At 51.6% G+C, this 21,305-nt stretch carries 17 protein-coding genes and 1 pseudogene; 2 read left to right on the forward strand and 16 right to left on the reverse strand.

Annotation, left to right across the window (positions count from 1 at the left end; genetic code table 11):
- Positions 1-126: 126 nt before the first annotated feature.
- The 11 genes and pseudogenes from fliQ to HPY30_03165 form a co-directional block, all read right to left on the reverse strand.
- On the reverse strand, positions 127-396 hold the full coding sequence (gene fliQ, locus HPY30_03115; protein ID QYZ65072.1) for a flagellar biosynthesis protein FliQ: 270 nt from the start codon (positions 394-396) through the stop codon (positions 127-129).
- Between the two features lie 9 nt (positions 397-405).
- Positions 406-1,140, reverse strand: a complete 735-nt coding sequence (gene fliP, locus HPY30_03120) for a flagellar type III secretion system pore protein FliP (GenBank protein QYZ65073.1) — start codon at positions 1,138-1,140, stop codon at positions 406-408.
- On the reverse strand, positions 1,137-1,532 hold the full coding sequence (fliO, locus tag HPY30_03125; GenBank protein QYZ65074.1) for a flagellar biosynthetic protein FliO: 396 nt from the start codon (positions 1,530-1,532) through the stop codon (positions 1,137-1,139). Before fliO ends, fliP begins: the two co-directional genes overlap by 4 nt.
- Positions 1,532-1,939: a flagellar motor switch protein FliN gene (fliN, locus tag HPY30_03130; GenBank protein ID QYZ65075.1), complete on the reverse strand. Its 408-nt coding sequence runs from the start codon at positions 1,937-1,939 to the stop codon at positions 1,532-1,534. The genes fliO and fliN overlap by 1 nt, the downstream gene beginning before the upstream one ends.
- Positions 1,940-1,975: 36 nt before the next feature.
- Complete coding sequence (fliM, locus tag HPY30_03135; protein ID QYZ65076.1) at positions 1,976-3,004, reverse strand: flagellar motor switch protein FliM; 1,029 nt, start codon at positions 3,002-3,004, stop codon at positions 1,976-1,978.
- Between the two features lie 4 nt (positions 3,005-3,008).
- Positions 3,009-3,533: a flagellar biosynthesis protein FliL gene (locus HPY30_03140; GenBank protein ID QYZ65077.1), complete on the reverse strand. Its 525-nt coding sequence runs from the start codon at positions 3,531-3,533 to the stop codon at positions 3,009-3,011.
- Positions 3,534-3,945: 412 nt separating this feature from the next.
- Positions 3,946-4,347, reverse strand: a complete 402-nt coding sequence (locus HPY30_03145; GenBank protein ID QYZ65078.1) for a hypothetical protein — start codon at positions 4,345-4,347, stop codon at positions 3,946-3,948.
- Between the two features lie 256 nt (positions 4,348-4,603).
- Positions 4,604-5,221 (reverse strand): DNA-3-methyladenine glycosylase I, encoded by a 618-nt coding sequence (locus HPY30_03150; protein ID QYZ65079.1) that lies wholly within the window; start codon positions 5,219-5,221, stop codon positions 4,604-4,606.
- A gap of 77 nt (positions 5,222-5,298) precedes the next feature.
- Complete coding sequence (locus tag HPY30_03155; protein QYZ65080.1) at positions 5,299-5,751, reverse strand: DUF2846 domain-containing protein; 453 nt, start codon at positions 5,749-5,751, stop codon at positions 5,299-5,301.
- A 146-nt stretch (positions 5,752-5,897) separates the two neighbouring features.
- Positions 5,898-6,722 (reverse strand): annotated as a pseudogene (locus tag HPY30_03160) (SDR family oxidoreductase).
- A 601-nt stretch (positions 6,723-7,323) separates the two neighbouring features.
- Positions 7,324-9,000, reverse strand: a complete 1,677-nt coding sequence (locus HPY30_03165; protein ID QYZ65081.1) for an IS3 family transposase — start codon at positions 8,998-9,000, stop codon at positions 7,324-7,326.
- Positions 9,001-9,168: 168 nt separating this feature from the next.
- Between HPY30_03165 and ettA the strand changes: the two genes are divergently transcribed.
- Both ettA and HPY30_03175 read left to right on the forward strand, forming a co-directional pair.
- On the forward strand, positions 9,169-10,836 hold the full coding sequence (gene ettA, locus HPY30_03170; protein ID QYZ65082.1) for an energy-dependent translational throttle protein EttA: 1,668 nt from the start codon (positions 9,169-9,171) through the stop codon (positions 10,834-10,836).
- 89 nt (positions 10,837-10,925) lie between these two features.
- Positions 10,926-14,102, forward strand: coding sequence for an EAL domain-containing protein (locus HPY30_03175; GenBank protein QYZ67882.1), 3,177 nt, complete (start codon positions 10,926-10,928; stop codon positions 14,100-14,102).
- A 239-nt stretch (positions 14,103-14,341) separates the two neighbouring features.
- On the opposite strand, the gene HPY30_03180 is transcribed toward HPY30_03175, so the two are convergent.
- From HPY30_03180 to HPY30_03200, 5 genes are all read right to left on the reverse strand, one after another.
- Positions 14,342-17,044 (reverse strand): arsenate reductase (azurin) large subunit, encoded by a 2,703-nt coding sequence (locus HPY30_03180; protein ID QYZ65083.1) that lies wholly within the window; start codon positions 17,042-17,044, stop codon positions 14,342-14,344.
- Between the two features lie 15 nt (positions 17,045-17,059).
- The gene (locus HPY30_03185) at positions 17,060-17,629 is read right to left on the reverse strand and encodes an arsenate reductase (azurin) small subunit (GenBank protein QYZ65084.1); all 570 of its coding nucleotides are present in this window, start codon (positions 17,627-17,629) and stop codon (positions 17,060-17,062) included.
- The gene (locus HPY30_03190) at positions 17,629-18,867 is read right to left on the reverse strand and encodes a cytochrome-c peroxidase (GenBank protein QYZ65085.1); all 1,239 of its coding nucleotides are present in this window, start codon (positions 18,865-18,867) and stop codon (positions 17,629-17,631) included. The genes HPY30_03185 and HPY30_03190 overlap by 1 nt, the downstream gene beginning before the upstream one ends.
- Before the next feature lie 17 nt (positions 18,868-18,884).
- Positions 18,885-19,991, reverse strand: a complete 1,107-nt coding sequence (locus HPY30_03195) for a c-type cytochrome (GenBank protein QYZ65086.1) — start codon at positions 19,989-19,991, stop codon at positions 18,885-18,887.
- Positions 19,992-20,670: 679 nt separating this feature from the next.
- A complete protein-coding gene (locus HPY30_03200) occupies positions 20,671-21,258 on the reverse strand; it encodes an SCO family protein (protein ID QYZ65087.1) in 588 nt (195 codons plus the stop codon).
- Positions 21,259-21,305: the final 47 nt, after the last annotated feature.

Here is a 21,305-nt window from a genome sequence, read left to right on the forward strand (position 1 = left end):
CTACCGCCAACACCCTCACTTGGACATGTCGGCCATCCAACGGCTTAACAAATAAATATCCCACCATCCATGGCAGGACAGCAGTCGCACCCGCGACCGCACGCACACCTCGTTTGGAACGATCCATCACTGGATCAACTCCGGAATCGATTCAATTAGATTCTGCGCAAAAGTCATCAGCAGCTGCAGCATCCAGGGACCGGCAAACATCAGGATCAAGCCGACTATCGCCAGCTTGGGGATAAAGGTCAGCGTCATCTCGTTGATCTGCGTCGCAGCCTGAAACATTGCCACCAACAGGCCAACCGCTAATGCAGGCAATAGCACCATGCCGGTGAGTACGCCGATAACCCCCAGGGTCTGCTGCCCGATAGCGATGATTGTGTCCGGTCCCATATTGAGTACCTAAACCTGAAAACTGCTGGCCAGGGTGCCGAAAACCAACGCCCAACCATCGATGAGTACAAACAGCATGATCTTGAAAGGCAGGGAGATGATCATCGGAGAGAGCATCATCATGCCCATCGACATCAATACGCTGGCCACCACCATGTCGATCACCAAAAAGGGGATGAAGAGCAGGAAGCCAATCTGAAAGCCGGTCTTCAGTTCACTGGTGGCAAAGGCGGGCAGCAGTAGGGAGAAAGGGACTTTGTCAGGACTCTCCAGTTCGCCGAAATCTCCGATACGGGCGAACAGACCCAAGTCATCCTCCCTGGTCTGCGCCAGCATGAATTCACGCACCGGGCCACTACCCGCCTCCAGCGCTTCCATGGTCGTCATCTGATCCTGCATATAGGGCTGCACTGCAACCTCGTTAACCTCATTGAATACGGGAAGCATAATGAAGACGGTCAAAAACAGAGCCAGACCAATCAGTATCTGGTTATTGGGTGTGTTCTGGGTGCCCAGCGCCTGCCGCAGGATCGCCAGCACGATGATGATGCGGGCAAACGACGTCATCATCATCAGGGCACCCGGCAGCATCGTCAGGGCAGTCATGAAGAAGAGGACTTGGATGGTCAGGGTATAGGTCTGCCCGCCTTCGGGGTCCTGGGTCACAGTCAGCGCATCCACTCCAGGGGCTGCCTGGGCCGCCAAGGTAAAAAGCATGCCCGCAATGATCAGCCAGAATTTCATGACGGCAACTCTTCCTTGGCCTCTGCCAACTGCTCATCGAAGGTAACTTCATCTTCGTTCTGATCCAGCACGTGCAGGGTCTGTACCCGTCCAGGCGCAACCCCGAGCAGCAGACGAGTATCATCCACCTTGACCACCACGACCCGCTCCCGAGGACCGACAGACGTGCCGCCCAGCACGGTCACCATGCCCTTCCCAGACATTTGCAGCTGCCCGAACCGTTTGAACAGCCAGCCTGCGGCAAAGATCAGGAATATTACGAACAGCAATCCACCCGCTGTCCCCAGCAGATTCTGCGTACTCAAAGGGGAGACTTCGACCTTCCGTACGGCGGTTTCAGCCGCCAGCAGGGAACCGGACCAGATGACGGGAATGAGCGCAAGAATACGCATCAACTAAGCCTCTTCACCCGTTCCGAAGGACTGATGATATCGGTCAGGCGCAGACCGAATTTTTCATTTACCACCACCACTTCACCCTGAGCGATCAGCGTACCGTTGACCAATACATCCATCGGCTCACCTGCCAGGCGGTCAAGCTCCACCACCGAACCCTGATTGAGTTGCAGCAGATTGCGGATATTGATCTTGGTACGGCCAATCTCCATGGAAATCACCACAGGCACATCGAGAATCGCATCCAGGTTGACGGAGTCATCTTTCGACCCGTCCTCCTTCAACTCCTCGAATTCAGCTGTCTTTGCAGCATCTGCCTCACCTTCGGCCTGGCCTTCCAATGCATCCGCCCACTCATCTGCCAGAGCTTCATTCGGATCTGTCGTTTTCTCTTCTTCGCTCATAATTGCGATCCTATTGCTAACTGATTTTTCATCGCTCTACTGAACTCCCGCATCTTCAATATCCAGATAGTCATGCAGTGCGGACTGACGGCTATTGCGCATCCAGTCAGAAATCTTGACTGAATAGCTCCCTTCGGAAACTCCTAACTTAGCGGTAAACACCGGCACTTCCGCCGCCTTCACTTCCACCTCTTCGGGCATTTCAATTGGGATGATGTCACCCACTTTGAGACTGGAGAGTTGATGTAGTGTCATATCCACTTCGGTCAGAACGCTGGAAAGCTCTACTGATGCACCAAGGATCTCTTCCCGTAGTGAATGTTCCCATCGTTCGTCACGCTCGCTGCTGTCACTCTGTACACCGGCGTCCAGCAGCTCACGGATCGGTTCCAACATCGAATAAGGCATACAGATGTGTAAGTCACCGCCACCGTTTTCCAGATCCACATGAAAGGTCGTTACCACCACCACCTCTGACGGACTGACAATATTGGCAAATTGAGGATTTACTTCAGAACCGCAGGACTCAAAGGAGACATTGAAGACCGGCTTCCATGCCTCCTGAAGATCGGTGAATGCCTTGTTCAACAGCAGTTGCACCACCCGGTTCTCAGTAGGCGTGAAATCCCGGCCCTCGATCTTGGTGTGAAAGCGGCCACTGCCCCCAAAGTAGTTGTCCACGACACTGAAGACCAGCTTGGGGTCAATCACAAACAGGCCCTTGCCACGCAGTGGCTTGATCTTCACCATATTCAAACTGGTCGGCACAAACAGACTGTGAACGAACTCGGAAAACTTCTGCATCTGTACGCCTGAGACGGATATGTCGGCGGTACGGCGAAGCATATTAAACAGAGTGGTGCGGAAATGACGGGCAAAACGCTCGTTGATCATCTCCAGGGTGGGCAGACGCCCACGGACAATGCGATCCTGGCTGGCAAAATCGTAACCTGACACACCATTTGCATCGACCTCTACTTCTGCTTCGGAGGCGACATCACCGCTATCGACGCCATGCAGTAGCGCATCGATCTCTTCTTGTGAAAGTAAGTCGTTGGCACTCATGACGTTACTGCATCACAAAGCTGGTAAAAAAGAGGGCTTCAATGTCACCGGGGCCATCCAGTTCCTCTGCAATCCTGTTCAATTCATCGAGCATCTCCTTCTGCAGGGACTCTTTGGCAGACCGCTCTTTAAGCGACTTACCATCCTTTGCAGAGAGAAGATTAAGCAGATGGTGACGGATCATCGGGTCGTTATGTTTAAGGAATTCGACCATCGCATCGCCACGCACACGGACATTGACACCCACCTGCAACAGCTTGGGTTTGCCGGGCAGATTTGCCACGAATACCGGCTTCAAATCATGGTAGAGGAGAGGCCCTTTTTCAGCATCTTCAGCTGCTGCTTTCTCTTCTGCCACCGCCTCTTCCGTCACTGTCTCTTCACTTTCATCGCCGCTAAAGAGCAGGAAATAGGCTGCGGCGCCGCCGCCAAGTAACACCACCACCACAATGGCGATGATGATGATCATTTTTTTCTTGCCTGATTTCTCGTCGCCGAGATCCAGATCGTCCGCTTCTTCTTTGGCCATTTTGCAATCCCCAAACAGTTTCGTGTTCAGTACTGCAAAATAAGTGCCATAAATATTATTTCTTTATATTCAATGAGTTAAAATATAATGTTTGTTATTCGTCGAAACTTTGACGAAAAAACGGAGGGCGTACAGGCGGATTTCCGACAGCAGGACTATCAAGAAATATCAAACGGGGTAATCAGAGACGAGGCAGCATAGGAAAACATGACAACGATCTTGATAATCGTCGATGGCGACTGCTAAGGAAACATGGCACCACGTTTCCTATTTACCAAGAGGCTGTCAGTAAGCATTTTCACACAACACCTCTTCCCTATCGTGGACTTACATCCTTTTTACCCGATTACAGGCACTTTTCACCCGCCGAGGCGCAGATCGACCCAAGCGACTTGTCGCTTGCCGAATGAATCTAATTTTCTTCGCTCTGCCGCTCAGCGTCCGCTGGAGCCTTTGTTATGTTAGTCTGCATTGGGGAAGGGCAAGGATCTGGCCGGTTAAACTGGTATGTCGCATAACCAATTAACATTAGACAGATAATAACTGCAGCAACTTCCGGTCTATCTTTGTTAAGATCCTTTTTATCTTTGCCAACATCCTTGACATTAACAAGATCAAGGGGGTGATAGATCCCTTTCCGATAGAACAAGAGAGTGACAAAGAACATTACTGCAACAGCCAGGAAGGCGTGAATGGTATAAGTAAAGGCTGTTCGCGCATCGCAGCCGGTAACCTGTGTCGCGCTGGCACCAAGAATCGCTGCACATGCCATCATGGCCAAGGCGAATACATTAATAGGGGTTCTAGCTTGCATTGCAGCTTTCCAAGGAGTCTGCGAACTATCAGACGAATCCACCTGCGCAGCATTAGGACGCCCGCAATTTACGCAGGTAGCCGCTTTGTCTGAGATTTCCTGACCACAGTCATGGCATTTCATTAAGGCCATCCTCGTCTCCTATATTCAAGCATAACACCTAAGCTCAGCTGACCACGATGCGGACTCTTTTTCTTCCGCCTGTACTACAAAAGAGGCCACTAAAATAGCTCTCCACAAATACAAAATGAACACGCTACTTGTCACCACAAGGACGCTTGAATCTTTTGCGCGCACGTTCCACTTTACTTCTGATCTCACAGTCCTCAACGTGATCGTTGATCAGACCCATTGCTTGCATAAAAGCATACGCCGTGGTGGGTCCAACGAATTTCCAGCCCAGTTTTTTCAGATCCTTTGACAACGCAATCGATTCCGCCGATGTCGATGCAGTCTGCGGTTTTGCGAGTTGCTTCTCGTCTGGTTCGTAACGCCAGAAAAAAGCTGCCAACGAACCCTCCTGTTTGACGAGTTCCTTAGCTCGTTTTGCGTTGTTGACGACCGCCTCTATCTTGCCGCGATGGCGAACGATGCCTTCGTCCTTGAGAAGACGATTGATGTCACGCTGGGTGAAATGCGCTATTTTGTCGAAATCGAAATTGTGGAAGGCAGAGCGGAAGTTCTCGCGCTTGGCAAGGATAGTGCGCCAGCTCAGCCCGGATTGAAAACCCTCCAGACACAATTTCTCAAATAACCGATGATCATCACTGACAGGAAAACCCCATTCTGCATCGTGATAACCGAGAAACTCTGGTGCGGAATCGCACCATTTGCAGCGCAATTTACCGTCAGCGCCTTTTGTTGTCGCCCCCATAGATCTAAGCCCTTGTATTACAAATTATTAAGTTGAACGCATTAAAAATTAACCACCTCTTCTTTCTTTACTTTTGGTTATTCATTTAACTCTTTTGCTAGCTGGCACTCTTGAACACCTTTTTTCCCTTCTTCTTCAGACATTATTTCTATATTTGCACCTCCCACAAAAACCCCCATTTTAATATAGTGGCGTAAAAAGTAATTCGTGTTGCTTTTGGTGTTTAAATCAAAATCGTTATTACTGAATTCTGATTGTGTAGATATAGTGTGTTGTCCAGCTTTAACTTCTTTATAAAAATAGGTCATTGGCGCACTTTCGCCAATAAACTGGCCATCTACGTAGATTGCTTTTTTTAGTGCGGCACCAAAATTTGAATTTCTATAGACATATAATCCTGACATGCCTTGTGTGGGCAAGGCGAACATTTTTCTATCAGCATCTTCTTCAATTGACCCCATTGGGACAGATGCGCAACCTGAAAAAAAAGTTGTTATAACAGCTATAAAAATAAATGATTTGATCCTCATGAAATACTCCTTATGTTTACAGATTAGATTTGTATTGCCTACAACTTTCCTGGACCGCCAAGGAACGCGCAAGGGATCTCACGAGGTTGGTCTCAAGGCGATCATTCGGCCCATAGTCTTTGAAAGTAACGCGAAACCTTGTTATTTTAATCAGCATCCTTCATCTCGGCAGTTTTCACCATGCTGGCTCCAAGTACACTTGCACCCCCTAGCGACCAACCGCCATCGACAGGTATAACAGCACCGGTAACATATCCCGCCAGAGGAGAAGCCAAGTACATAACAGTATTAGCGATCTCTATTGGTGTACCCAACCGACCTAGCGGTACTGAATCTGTTACAGTTTTCTGAAGTGCTGGAGTGGGTGTCAAACGCTTCATACCCTCTGTTCCCGCGATCGGTCCGGGCACGACAGAATTAACCCGTATTCCCTCAGGCCCCCACTCCATTGCTAGAACTCGAGTAACCATATCGACGCCAGCCTTCGCGGCACAGACGTGAACCTGATGTTCCATCGGGACAAAAGCCTGGAGCGCTCAAATATTGATGATCGAAGCACCAGGCTTGTTCAGGTACGGGTGCGCGGACTGCAGCACGTGAAATGTGCCGAGAAGGTCAATATCGATCACCGATCTGAAACCGTTCGATGACATACCAAGCGCTGGCGCCGGAAAATTCCCTGCCGCACCTGACACAAGTACGTCTATAGCTCCAAATGCTTCATACACACCGACCAATGCAGCCTTGACCGCATCGACATCTCTTACATCGGCGTTGAATCCTATGGCCTCGCCACCATAACCCAACAGTTTCCCGACGGCCACGTCAATCTTGTCTTGCGAGCGACTGGCCACAGCGACTCGCGCCCGCTTGGCAGCGAATGCATCTGCGATGCCAAAATTGATACCACTGGTTCCACCTATTACAACGACAGTCTTACCTGAAAAGTCTATTGAATATTTCACGCCCATCTCCTAGGGAATCAGACTCTCGAGCTTTCTGCTTCTTTTTTACATACTCCAAGCTAACATTGCTTTCAGCGGTTTATCCTCTGTAATGCTTTGATACTCATTGAGCCTCCTCCCTCAGCGGGAGTGGCAGCATAACCTACCATCCAATTGTGTACCTTTGCACAATGATGAAGAAGGAGGCTCATATGAAATTCTACACCAAATCACATACCCATTTCTGCGGTATCGATCTCGATGCCAGATGCCTTTATGTTTGCATACTTGAAGCATCCGGTGAAGCTTTTGCCTGCCCGGTGGAGCCCTTTATAAGCGCAATAATGTCGAATGGTTATTGTTTTAGTTCCACATTAGATATGCTGTACTCAACAACATCAGGAGCGACTCCTCTAACAGCAGGGAATAACTTGTAGGTCCACTTCTTTCCGGAATTATCCGAAACAATTAACTCTATTGATTCTCTTGGGACGTGAGAGATAACAATATTCTCCTGGGCTGGTTGAATTTTTAATTCATTACCGCTTTTTGTTGATGCACGGATAGTTAGAGCCGATAAAGGAAGTATGTTTTTTTGATCAGAATCAGAATAAAGTTTAATATGGTATTACCCACGAAAAGTAGACACGTTTAATTGTGAATATTTTCGTTCATATTGATTGGGGCTGATATAATCATTTGCTGAATGTCGTCTTGTCTGGTTATAAAACAACTCGATGTATTCAAAGATAACGGCGCGTGCTTCATCAACTGCGTTGTAGTTCTCTGCATAAATCAGCTCTACTTTTAACCGACTGAAAAATGATTCCATAGCAGCATTGTCCCAACAATTCCCTTTTCGGCTCATACTACTCCTAAATCCATAATCCTGCACCAGCGTCTGGTATCGGTTGCTACGGTACTGAACGCCTCTGTCTGAATGTACGATGGCGTCATCACTGAGATCCCTGCTATGTGCTGCCATGGTAAAAGCGTCCATGATCAGTTCTTCACGCATATGGGTGTCGAGTGACCAGCCAACAATCTTTCGTGAGTACAGATCCATGACCGCAGCCAGGTAGAGCCAGATGCGCCCGACCTTGATGTAGGTGATATCGGAGACCCATTTCTGATTAGGTCGATCTGCTTGAAAGCGGCGCTGCAACAGTGTGTCGGTATTGATCCAGTACTCTCCACCAGGCCAACCTTTGACGTTGGGCGGATTGAACAGATCCTGGCCGAGACGGCGACTCGCCAGCGCCAGCAAGCGCCCACTCTCCACACTGATTTCCAACTGATGCAGGGTGCCGATCAACAGCTCAACCGGTGATTTGATCAGGCCTCCACGATTCTCACCGGCACGAAATTGGGCGGTATTGAAGAGCGCTTTCAGCAAAGGGCGCAACTGATAGTCACTCTCCCTGAAAAGCTTTGCCAATCGTTTGATCTCACACGTATCGGGCGTAGGTGAGATGAACTCACGCCAGAGTTTGTCTGTAATGGTAATCGCGGTTCTGGGGTGATCAAGCAGAATGCGCAAAATGTCATCACCATCAAAACGGCCTCTTCTGCCGAGAAACAGCTTCTCTCCATCATCCTGCCAACGGCTGTAGTAGCGGAATCTACCGCTGCGACGATCGATGCTCCAGCCGGTAAACGCCCTGGCCGCAGCCTTGATATCCGCTTCTGTGTAGTAACCTTCACCCAGGGTAAAGAGTTCCAGCAGTTCCCGTGCAAAGTTTTCATTTGGACTCTCCCGCCGATTTACCACACCATCAAGATAACGCAGCATTGCCAGATCCCGAGCCATCGCCTGCAGCAGATCACGAAAATTACCCAATGCATGTCTGTGCACCGTCTCATGCTGCCTGAAAATCAGCGGAACCCACTTCACCTTCTTCATCGAAGAGGTAAAGTGGTTATGCCAAAAGAGCACCATACGTTCCGCCAGGGGCGATTCGGATGCCAACATCTGCCGCATCCACCAGGCCTGAAGTGCAATGCCGCGCTGCCGCCGCTGTTTACGCAGCATCTTTTTCTCAGCATCATTCAAACCACGCAGATACCGGCGCTCGCGGGGTAGGGTATCGACCCATCCAGGGGTTGCCAGAATGATGGCGGTGTCAGCAGCAGCCACCAACTGCTCCACCGCCGATTGATGGGTTACTCCAACCAGCTGTTCAATCTGCACGGTTGTACCGCCGAAGCCACTTCGTTGAAGCAGGTGCCTCGCCTCATCGAACGACATGGCATGTAACATACCGGGCAGGCAGAGCAATAGAAAAAGAGGTGTGTAGGATGACATGTGAATTCCTCTCTGTTTATCAAGGAATAACGCAGATCTCTGCCATCGGTTGACCAAAGTCATTTATTTCTTATGGGCACTGCACAATTGGATGAGCCAGCTGATCGATTGTGAGAGAATGATTGTTAAATTTCGTCTCTGTTTGTCACTAAGAAGCTAAATCACACAATGGCCCAATACATCTACACCATGAACCGGGTGGGCAAGATCGTCCCACCCAAACGCGTCATCATCCAAGATATCTCCCTCTCCTTTTTTCCCGGCGCAAAGATCGGAGTGCTCGGCCTCAACGGGGCGGGTAAATCGACGGTTTTGAGGATCATGGCCGGTTTGGATACGGAGTTCGAGGGTGAAGCACGCCCCCAGCCAGGCATCAAGATCGGTTATCTGTCCCAGGAACCCAAACTCGACGAAACCAAAGACGTGCGTGGTAACGTGGAGGGGGCGCTGAGTCATCTGAAGGAGGCGTTGGCAGAGTTGGATACGGTCTATGCCGCCTATGCGGAACCCGATGCCGACTTCGATGCCCTGGCCAAACGGCAGGCGGAACTGGAGAACATTATCCATGCTGCGGACGGCCATAATATCGAACGCCAGCTGGAAGTTGCCGCGGACGCCCTACGGCTGCCGCCCTGGGACGCGGATGTGAGCAAACTCTCCGGTGGTGAACGCCGCCGCGTTGCGCTCTGCCGGCTGTTGCTGGAACACCCGGACATGCTGCTGCTCGACGAACCCACCAACCACCTCGACGCAGAGTCGGTTGCCTGGCTGGAGCGCTTCCTGCACGAATACAACGGTACTGTTGTTGCCGTCACCCATGACCGCTACTTTCTCGACAATGTTGCCGGCTGGATTCTGGAACTGGACCGTGGCCACGGCATCCCCTGGGAGGGTAACTACTCCTCCTGGCTGGAGCAGAAGGAGCAGCGTCTCGAACTGGAGCAGAAGCAGGAGGCCGCCAAAGTCAAGGCGATGAAACAGGAGTTGGAGTGGGTGCGCTCCAATCCAAAAGGCCGCCACGCAAAGAGCAAGGCCCGCCTGCAACGTTTCGACGAACTGCAATCCCAGGACTTCCAGCAACGCAATGAAACCAACGAGATCTACATCCCGCCAGGGCCGAGACTGGGCGACTTGGTCATAGAGGCCGAAAGCCTGAAAAAGTCCTATGGCGACAGGACGCTCTATGACGACCTCAACTTCAATCTGCCGAAAGGCGGTATTGTCGGCATCATCGGCCCCAACGGGGCGGGTAAGACGACCCTGTTCCACATGCTCACGGGACAGGAGACACCGGATGGCGGAGAACTGCGTATCGGCGACAGCGTCCAGATATCCCATGTCGATCAGAGCCGGGATGCACTCGATGACGACAAAACCGTTTGGGAAGAGATCTCAAACGGCCAGGACATCATTACAGTGGATCGTTACGAAACCCAATCCCGCGCCTATGTCAGCCGCTTCAATTTCAAGGGCTCCGATCAACAGAAACGTATCGGTGACCTCTCCGGTGGTGAACGCAATCGTGTCCATCTGGCCAAGCTGCTGAAAAGCGGCGGCAACCTGCTGCTGCTTGACGAGCCGACCAATGATCTGGACGTGGAGACCCTGCGCGCACTAGAACAGGCGCTACTCACCTTCCCGGGCTGTGCTGTTGTGATCAGTCATGACCGCTGGTTCCTGGATCGTATCGCAACCCACATCCTGGCGTTTGAAGGCGAATCTGATGCAGTCTGGTTTGAAGGCAACTATGCTGACTACGAGGCAGACCGTAAACGCCGTTTGGGGGCGGATGCCGACCAACCACATCGCATTAAATACAAGCGAATCTCAAACTAAGGGGTTCGATCAATAACGAGCGGTTCATGACGTTGGAAAAGCTTTCAAGGCGAACAAATCATCCGCTGAAATTTCTGCTGTTTGCCAACATGGCTGCAGCATTGATTCTGCTCGCCCTGGGCGTTCGTGAGTATCAGAACTTTCACACGTTTCATAGACAGCTGGCGGAAACCCAAGTCACGGATGGTGCGCGAGAGATTGCTCTCCGGTTACGGGAAATCCACACCAGCGTAGCGCTGTTTATCCTGCAGGAGACTCAACTTCTCTCCGACCTGGCTGATGATCCCTTATCCGACGAGCAGTACAATCGCACCCGTCAACGCATCAAACTACACTTCCCCGATACCGAAGGTTTTATGCTGGCGGATCATGAAGGTGTTTCGCTGCTTGACGACCCTTCGGCAACGCTCGACGATCAAAGACTCTTCGACCTCAAGCAGTTCGCGCAAGGCAGACAGCAAGCCACAATAATCAGAAGGCTCAGTAACAACAGCTATCAATACGACATCATGATTCCCTGGAGCGGGCAGAAGGGAAACCGCGGCATCTTTTTTGTCGCCTTCCGTTGCAAGGCGATCTGTCGGCTGCTTGCCACCCACCAAGTCTATGGGCACACGCTAAACCTCTATCCATTGAATCCCGACGATCCTGTGGACAGCCCCAAACAGAAGGCCATCACAGCTGAAGTTCCAGGTATTGGTTGGATATTGGCAAATAGCTTTACCCCATCACTGTTCTCAAACAAATTCGCTGAAATTTCGCTTGTCGGAATATCTATTCTGCTGGGATTCTTTGCCCTCTCCCTCATTTTGTATCGCAGAGCCCGCAAAGAGGAGTCAGAAAGGGAAGTCACCGAACAACGGTATCGCGACTTGCTGGAGACATCGGAGGATCTGATCTGGAACATAGACAACAAAGGCTATATCACACAGATCAACGATGCCGCCTGGCCAATTCTCGGCTATTCTCAGGAGGAGTTAATTGGCCGGCCTCTGGTGGAGATGATACCGGATAATGAACTCAAAACGCAGTTCAAGGCGATTCGCGAACTGTTGAAGGGGACTCCCTGGAACAACCACATAACACGCCTCAACTCAGGTGACGGACGCGAGGTACACCTAAGATTCAACGCCCTGCCTGTCATCGATGAAAACGGTTCTTGCATTGGCGCAACCGGTACCGCCAGCAATATTACAGAACAGGTACGTGCTATGGAGGTACTGTCCGAAAAGGAGTCACGCTACCGCCAGATGTTCGAAGTCAATCAGGCCATCAAGCTGATCCTGGACGCCAAGAGCGGCAAGATCATCGAAGCAAATAGCGCCGCTGCCAGGCTTTATGGTCATTCGATCATCGACCTGAAAAAGATGAACTACAGCAAACTGAACAATCGATCCGCCAGTCAACTGCGCAAACAACTGAACGCCATAAGCCAAGGCAACATCTCCAGCTACCAGGAACTTCACACCAGCGCCTCAGGCACCAAGCATGATGTTGAGATCCAGGTCAACCCCACTGGAACAAACGGCAACACCCTGCTCTACCTGATAATTACCGACGTCACAGAACGTGAGAAATCTCTGCGTGCCCTGAGGGATAATGAACAAAAGTTGCAAGGCATCATCGAGGCTGCCGTCGAAGGCATCATCATGTTCGATACTGCCGGTGTCGTACAACTTTTTAACCCTGCGGCTGAGATGATGTTCGGCTATCTCGAAGAGGATATCGTCGGCAGCAATATCGGTCAGCTGTTTTCACAAAAACAGGCACACGTTCCCAGCACAAGCATCCTTGAAACCCTGGGACTCTCTCCAGATGGCAATGCCCGTGAACTCGTTGGCGTACGCAAGGACGGCAGCAACCTGCCGGTAAGACTCTCTATCAGTCGCCTTGAGCTTGATGATCAGACTCACTACGTCACACTGATACAAGATATTTCGGAATCACACCAAGCTCACGAAAGGCTGACCTACCTGGCACAGCATGATGTACTCACCGGCCTGCTCAATCGCGCTGAATTCGAACGACGACTGGCCGTACTCATTTCCGTGAAGAAAGCGCCAAAGGAGCATCATGTACTCTGCTTCATGGATGTCGATCAATTCAAGCTGATCAACGATACTTGCGGTCACAAAGCCGGCGATGAATTGCTGCAACAACTGGCCATTATCACCAAATCACAGTTGAAGAAATTCGAGTTGATTGGGCGTGTCGGCGGCGATGAATTTGGTGTCCTGCTCTCCAACTGCAGTATGGAACGTGCCGAGACAATCTGCAGCAATCTGCTACAGACCATTCGCAACTTCCTTTTTACCTGGGAGGATCGTTCTTTCGATGTCGCTGTCAGTATTGGGCTTTCCGGGTTTAGCCCAATGGAAGAGAGCACCTCGAGTATATTGAGCACGGCAGATGTTGCCTGCCACATGGCAAAGGAACAAGGTCGTAATCGCCTGCATATCTATCACAGTGGTGATTCGGAACTGATTCGTCATCATGGCGACATGCATCTGGTTGCTGACATCAACCAGGCTTTGAATGAGGGGCGTTTCCATCTCTATGCCCAGCCTATCGTTTCAGTTGTCGATAACGGAAAACGGCACTACGAAGTATTGGTCCGGATGTTTGATGAAGCGGGAGAGCTGATCATCCCCGATAACTTTATTCCTGCTGCCGAACGATACATTCTGATGCCGGCCATCGATCGCTGGATAATCAATGAACTCTTCTCAACGCAGGGTAATAATCTCAGGCACTGGTCAAAACTGCACCCTGAGAAAGGGCACTTTCTATTTGCCATCAATCTTTCCGGCACTTCATTGACTGACGAAGGATTCCTCAACTATCTGGAGCGACTCTTCAAGGATTGGGACATCCCACACCATGCTATCTGTTTTGAGATCACAGAAACCGCAGCCGTGGCAAACCTGGATCGGGCACAACATCTGATCGAGCGCCTTAAATCACTGGGCTGCTCTTTTGCGCTGGATGACTTCGGCACCGGCCTCTCTTCCTACACCTATTTAAAGGATCTGCCCGTCGACTATCTGAAAATTGACGGCAGTTTCGTGCGAAATATGGCAAAGGATCCTGTTGACTACGCCATGGTGGAGTCGATTAATCAGATCGGACATATCCTAGGCCTGAAGACAATTGCCGAATGGGCTGAAGACGAGGCCACGCTGCTTCAGCTACGTGTGCTCAATGTGGATTATGCTCAAGGTTATGGTGTTGGCGAACCCAGACCATTGAATGAGTTCGAACTCTGATTGGCCTATAAGTGGCGTCGGCTCACCCCCCTTCAACCTCAACTGTCCAAACCGTAGGCCCGATCAAGCGTAGCGGATCGGGCGATCGCACATTAAAAACACAAATGTATCTGCCGGTTCTGCTACGCCTGAACCGTCCTACATTCATTCGTTGGCTGTAACGGATCAGGAATTTCGCCGGCAAAAAAAAGCGGGGCCGAAGCCCCGCTTTAATCCATTACTAAAGTGTTACTGAGTTATCAGACGATGTTTCGCGGTGCGAAAGACATGCTGCGGAACTCTTTCTTATACTCAGACGGCCCAAGATTCTTGATCTTGCACACACCGAGCTTATAGTTGTAGTTACCACTGATGTTATCCACCACGCGGCCCTGCAGTGCATTGGATGCCTGCTTCTCAGTAATGAAGTAGGAATAAAGTGTTCCCATCTTCACTGCTGGGGTTACGATGGCGATAGCGGTGGTAGCACCCTTCTCCAGTGCGATATGGCCGTTCTTCATCAGTTCAGAGAACTGGAAGTCTTTGCCGTGAACACCCTTGATGGTGTTTTTATGCACCGGCACCCGGTTCGAAAAGAGCATCACCCTATCACCCGACTCGATACCGCGGGAAGCAGCATCATCCGGATGGATCTCGGTGAAGTTCTCAGGCCAACGCTGGGTGATGTAGGCACGACGCTCTAAATCATCGAATCCGGACTGCCAGATCTCGTTGATACGACCGTTGGTGTGCCACAGCTCATCCTCTTTAGGACTCATCCACTCCCAGTAGTCAGCATAGAGGCTCCAGGGATGCTTCTGGATGTTCACACGACCGGTCTGGGAATTAAAATGCGTTCCCTTCTTGTTGATCATGTTCGCACCCTTGGTACGGCCTTCCGCCACCAGTTTCTCCTGCTTGCACTGGGTATTGTGCAGACGCACCGTTCCAAGCAGCTCACCAGTATCGTAGTTGTAGAAGGTCGGACCCTGGATACCCTCGGTACCGAGTTCAGCCAGCTTCTGATGCAGAGTCTTGCCCTCTTTATGGGCAGCGATCTTGATCATATGGTAGGCCTTGCGGTTACCACGACTGGAGCGGGAAGACTCCTCGCAAACCTGGTTGGAATCTTTCCAGTCATAACCCTTGAAGCCCATTTTCTGGGCCAGCCGGGAGATGATCCACCAGTCAGGCTTGGCGTCACCGGGAGCATCGTAGAACTTCTGATAGAGACGTATGCGACGCTCACCGTTGGCGCGGGCAAAGTCCTCTTCACCCCAGGTGGACGCAGGGAAAACAATATCCGCAAAACGTGCGCCGATGGGATCACGCAGGTAGATATCCTGATCGATCACCACGGTACCACCGGAATCAGCACGCGCCTTGAGGGTCTCGATGATCTCATCCTTATCCCAGGAGGTAACCTGGTTCGGATTGTTGGTCACCAACTCCTCAAACTTGCTGTGCAGACCGTTTGCACCACACATCGCCTGAATCCAGGTGGTACCGATGACATGAGCCATGCGGGTGTGGCCTGAATAGAGCCACCGATCCGTATCCAGGGAACGACGCCGACGACCCGGCACCTTCTCAGGTGACCTGTTGCGGGGATAACTGCCACCACCTGCACCACCACGCTGGTGACCACCGAAGCGGCCTACCATCTGACCTGGACGACCACCTGCACCGCAGATAGTTGCCAGAGAGGAGATGGCGTTGGTGTTGCCGGTATTGTTGGACCAGTAGAAGCCCTTCTCGATTCCGAAGGATGCTTTGGGGCGATCACCACCACCACCAGTCAGCCACTTGGCCGCCTTATAGAGATCGTTCACATCGACGCCGGCGATCTTGGCTGCCACTTCTGGCTCATGCTCCTTGCGGGACATAACCCAGGCCTTGTAGCCCTTTTTGCCGTATACACCATTCGTCTGGAACTTGCCCCAGGTGGTACGCCACTGCCATGGGGTGTTACGTGTACCCTGGCCGAAGCCGGAGCTGGATCCCCACTTGTCGTTGACCCAGTGCTTGATCCAATCCTTATCTTCCCAACCGTTCTCCAGAATAATGCGGGAGATAGCACCGAGTACCGGGGTATCGGTACCGGGATTGATCTGCAGATGAATGGTCTGATCGTCGCCCTTGCTCTTGGCATATGCCAGACCGGCAGTCTCACGCACGTTCAACCAGATGGTCTTTTGACCGCGGTCGATAGCAGGCTTGATGAACTGGGTGAAGATCATGGTCTTGGTTTCATACGGGTCGGTACCGCAGATCACCAGGACTTCCGCATCCCCCCAGTCCTTATAAGCCGGACCGAAGTTGTCGAAACCCGCGTCCCGGAAACCGGGAGTGGAGGTCACATCGGAAGGTGTGTCGTGGAAAGTGAAAGCCGCTGTCTTGATGGAACGACGGGCGAACTTCTTCACTGCATAAGTGTTCTCGAAGAACTGATAAGAGAAGGTCTTCACACTGTATGCGTTGGCGCCATGCTCTTTGAGAACATGGTTGCCTACATTGGCCGCAATATCGAGCGCAAAGTCCCAGCTCACCGGCTGCAACGTTCCGTTGATCCGCACCAGGGGTGAGGTCAGACGATCGTTGGTCGGTGTGTTGGGGTTGTAGCACTTCTGCGCGATACAGCCACCACGGATGGAGGAGTCACCGCCAACATTGACGACCTTGGCATCCTTGTCCGGGATGATAATCACGTTGTGGGGACGCCCTTCGTGCATCACCACGTTGTGCTGAGTGGGTGCCACCCAAGCCTGTAGCGGGCCGGACGGAAAGTCGGTATTGAAGGCATTCTCAGATGCCTTCGGACCGCCATCCGGGGTACCTACCGGCCAACGATAGACCTTGTATCCGCAGGCGACGATGCAGTAGTCGCAGCAGGTGGTCTTCACGTCCGCATTTTTCGGTGGTAGCGGTGTATGATCCTCAGGGAGGTAATATTTAGTTGCCATTGTCTATTCTCCTCCTCAGGATTCCAACAGGTTTTCGTTACGGCCAAAGATCAGGCCCATCATACCGACGGCATAGATGTCATCACCGTCAACTTCCAGCAGGACCTGTGGCACGCTCTGGTATGCCTGTCCGGAAACGATTATGCCGTGACGCGTCAGATCATAGGTCGAAAGATGCAGCGGGCACTGGCCCAGTACGCGATGGTTGCCCACCGCCTGGTACTTGCCGATCATGTTGCCACCCTGGTGGGTGCAGAGGTAGCTGAAGGCCACCACGTCACGCTGATCACCAACACCGCCACCAGCCTTAACACCGCCCATTTTGACCAGCATGTTGATAGCGCCGTCATCTGGATAGGTGAAGTTCACCGGCTGATCGTCCTTAAGAGCGCTGAGCTGGCCAATCTTCTTACGGGGATAACCCACGACACGGGCCTTTGCAGCGGCCTGGCCGGGGAACAGACTGATTGAAACAGTGCTGGCCGCGGCAGCCGCGGATCCACTGTACATCAGGAACTGACGACGATTGAGCATGCACTTACCGTGATCTGCTGCAGTCTCGTCTTTTTTCTTGATATCAGACATTATTTTGCCTCCTGTGCCGCTTCAAGCTCTGCCAAGGTAAACAGCGGCGCATATTCCGGCATCGCAGGTTTTTCCATCAACATCTCTTCGCCGGACATCGATTCGAGGAACGCTATAAGGGCATCCTTCTCATCATCAGTCAAACCAAGAGGCTTGATAAGCGAACTCTTGTTCTCTTTGAACATTGTGGTTCGGCCATCTTCGTCGAAACCACCACGGTCGTAGAAATCAACCACCTCTTCCAGGGTGTAGAAGACACCGTTGTGCATATAGGGTGCGGTGTATTTCAGGTAACGCAGAGGCGCGGTACGGAACTTACCCTTGTCCCATGCATTCTTGGAACGGTAGTAGAAGCCCCAATCGGACTTGGCCTTGCGGTAACCCTCCTGGGTCTGTCCCTTCGCATACTGCTCGAAACGGAAGGTGATCTGTGCCAGTCCATCCTCTTCCCAACGCTTGTTCGGTGGAATACCAATGTTGTGGAAATCCTGGTCAGAGGTGATAGCGCCATTATGGCACTGGATACAACCACCTTTACCTTCAAAAATCTCCTTACCCTTGAGTTGCTCTGCATCCAGTGCGGTCTTGTCACCCAGGAGATATTTGTCCAGGGGAGTATCACGCTGTACCAGAGTACGTTCAAAGGAAGCGATTGCACGCCATGCGTCCCGAACGATTGGCCATTCGGTACCGAATGCCTCGCGAAAGCGTTCCACATATTCAGGAATCACCCTGAGACGCGCCTCCATGATGTCGGCCTCGCCGTTACCGGCTACGCCACCTCTGGCTGCGCCCCTGGCCTGCGACTCGTTTGAAGAGGCGGAGCCTGCCCAGAACTGGCGGGGAAAGTAGGCACTGTTAATGATGGTTTGGCTGTTGCGCCAGTGGACCGTACCGGGATAACCGCGGGAGAAGTCCTCGGCCCAAGCCCAGCCCTGATCCGGCTCATGGCAAGTGGAGCAACCGGTGGAAGCATCACCGCCCAAACGGGGATCAAAAAAGAGAATTTTTCCCAGTTCGATTTTTGCAGGACTCTGCAGATTATCCGGCGGGATCGGTGGTTCACCCAGTGGCGCCAAAGGGGGAGGACCGGCCATCGCCATAGGTGCTGCAGCCATCGACTTTTCAGCTGCAGGTGCAGCAGTGGATTCCGAAGTCGCCTGGCCAGCACAACCTGCCAGCAGTGCCGTCGTGATGGCAGCGGCCAACAGGGTCGGAGTCTGTATTACATTACTCATCGCTGTCTCCTCGACGTTTAGTTCTTGACCTGAGTCCAGTTTTCGATAACCGGATACTCAGCAGGATAGGGATCTTTCCAGACGTGCTGACCGCTGGTCAGAGGATCACCCGACATAGACTCGAGGAAGGCAACCAGGTCTTTGATATCCTGCTTACCCAACTTCAAAGGCTTGAGACGGGAGTCCTTACGGCTGTCCTTGCCGCCACCCCTGTTGTAGAAAGCAACCACGTCGTAGAGGCTCTTGACCATGCCGTTGTGCATGTAGGGTGCGGAGTACTTCAGTTCACGCAGGCTTGGGGTCACGAACTTGCCCGTATCAGCCGCATCCATGGTGATATTGTAATAACCAGGGTCGCGCTTCAGGTTCATATAGTCTTCGATACCCTGAAACATTGCGAAGGCGATGAAGGCATGATGGTTCATGGGATCAAGAAAGATATCGAAGTTCTCCGGCACACCAGTGTTGTACGCCTTGCCATCAGTGGCAAGCGGACCGTTGTGGCACTGGATGCATCCAGCCTTACCTTCGAAGAGCTTCTGACCACGCTTGGCGGAGGCAGACATTTTGCCGGTGTCGATGGGGGCATTCACGGAGGTCAGGGTCTTCAGGTATTCCGGTATCGCCTTACGTACCGAACCGTTGGAGGGTTCACCGTATCCGGCATCCTTGAACATCTGAACATATTTTGGATCCTGCTTCGCACGCTCCTGCATGATCCGCATATCCATGTTCATGATGTAATCTTCCGTGAGCATTTCACGGGTTACGTCATTGAGGTTGGTACCCAAACGACCGTCATGCATCCAGACTTTTTTGTGTGCAGCGTTGATCACGCTGGGGCTGTTGCGGAAATGTCCGTTACCGGGATAACCCGGGGACAGCGCATCGGGATGCGCATAGCCGTTTTCAGGTTTGTGACAATCTGAGCAGGCTATGCCTGCATCACCCGAGATACGGCGATCGAAAAAAAGTCGCTTTCCCAACTCAGCCTTGGCCGCATTGATCTTCAGATCAGGCAAAGACGTGATGTCGGGATACTTGCCGGCTTGCGCACCGAAAGCCATACCCAGTCCCAGCGCTGCCGCCAGAAGAGTATGTCCGGTTTTGACTCGTACACCCATTGGATTTCCTCCAGGTCAATTCTTCATTTATCGGTATTCCAACTCGAGAATCAGGACAACGGAACCAATATGAATACCGATAGTCCAATTCGACCTCATTCACTGCATTTTTCAGGCCAAGCAACGGGCAAAAAATAAATACCTGTAGTTACGTGGGGTTAGAAAAAACTTATTGATTCACGTCAATTTGTTTTCTGAGGCATCCTGAATGAATTGTTCTATCAAAGCAGCATTGCCAACCTCACTTCGATCAATTTGTTCAAGAGAAACACTACCCACTCGGGAATATCTCTACTCAGTAAAACCTCTCTAAACACTCGATATTTTTTCGTACAATTCAACTTGTTACGTGATTATTAAGTAACTTTTCAATAATCCCTGCAAATGGGTAGAGTGGATCATGGTGTTCAGCGGAGAATTCCCTAGCTAGGGTCCATCCGGAAGCCCACATCTAACCACAAAGGACACGAAGAGCACGAAGGTAAAAGATTGATTAACCATCAATTTTCTTCGTGCTCTTTGTGCGCTTCGTGGTGAAAACAGTGTTTCCGGACGGGCACTAACTATGCAGACTTGGTTGACCCCCAAGTCATTGGCGTTTATCCGAATAGCGTTTTGAGCAAATACCAGACACAAAAAAACCGCCTTGCGGCGGTTTTGCATGTGGATTTGTATGCCTTCAGTTACCGGCCATCAGATAGCGTATTCCCTCAAGCATCACTTGCGGCGGAGTCTCATGGGGAAAGATAAAACGTAACTGTCCGTCGGGCGCTATCAGGTAGGTTGCAGCGGAATGATTCACCGAATATCCAAAAGCCGAACCTTCCAGTTCCACCTGGTAATATTGAGCCCCGTACATCTTAGCCACCTCGGCTACCTTCTCCTCACTGCCGGTTACCCCGAGAAAGCTCTCGTGGAAGTACTCCACGTACTCTTTCAGCTGCTCCACCGTATCGCGTTGGGGATCGACACTGACAAAGATCGACGTCAGCGATTTCAACTCTTTCCCACTCAATTCGTTCAGGGCCTGGGTTGCCAGGGAGAGTGAAGTGGGACAGACATCCGGACACTTGGTGTAACCGAAAAAGAGCAGTATGACCTTGCCTCGAAGATCACTGGTTGAAACCGGCCCGGCTGCAGAATTGAGAGTGAAATCACCGCCAGCCGGGGCCCCGCTCTGATCCAGAACCTCATCCTCACGCGGTGCCTCCCCCCCGGCCTGAGTCACAAGGGGAAGAAACATGAGAAGAAGAAAGATGGACGCCATCCGCTGAATCATAATCAATTCACTCCTGCTGCTTAACTGGATAGGCT

Source organism: Gammaproteobacteria bacterium (ex Lamellibrachia satsuma), from assembly GCA_019623805.1.
Lineage (GTDB): Bacteria > Pseudomonadota > Gammaproteobacteria > Chromatiales > Chromatiaceae > QGON01.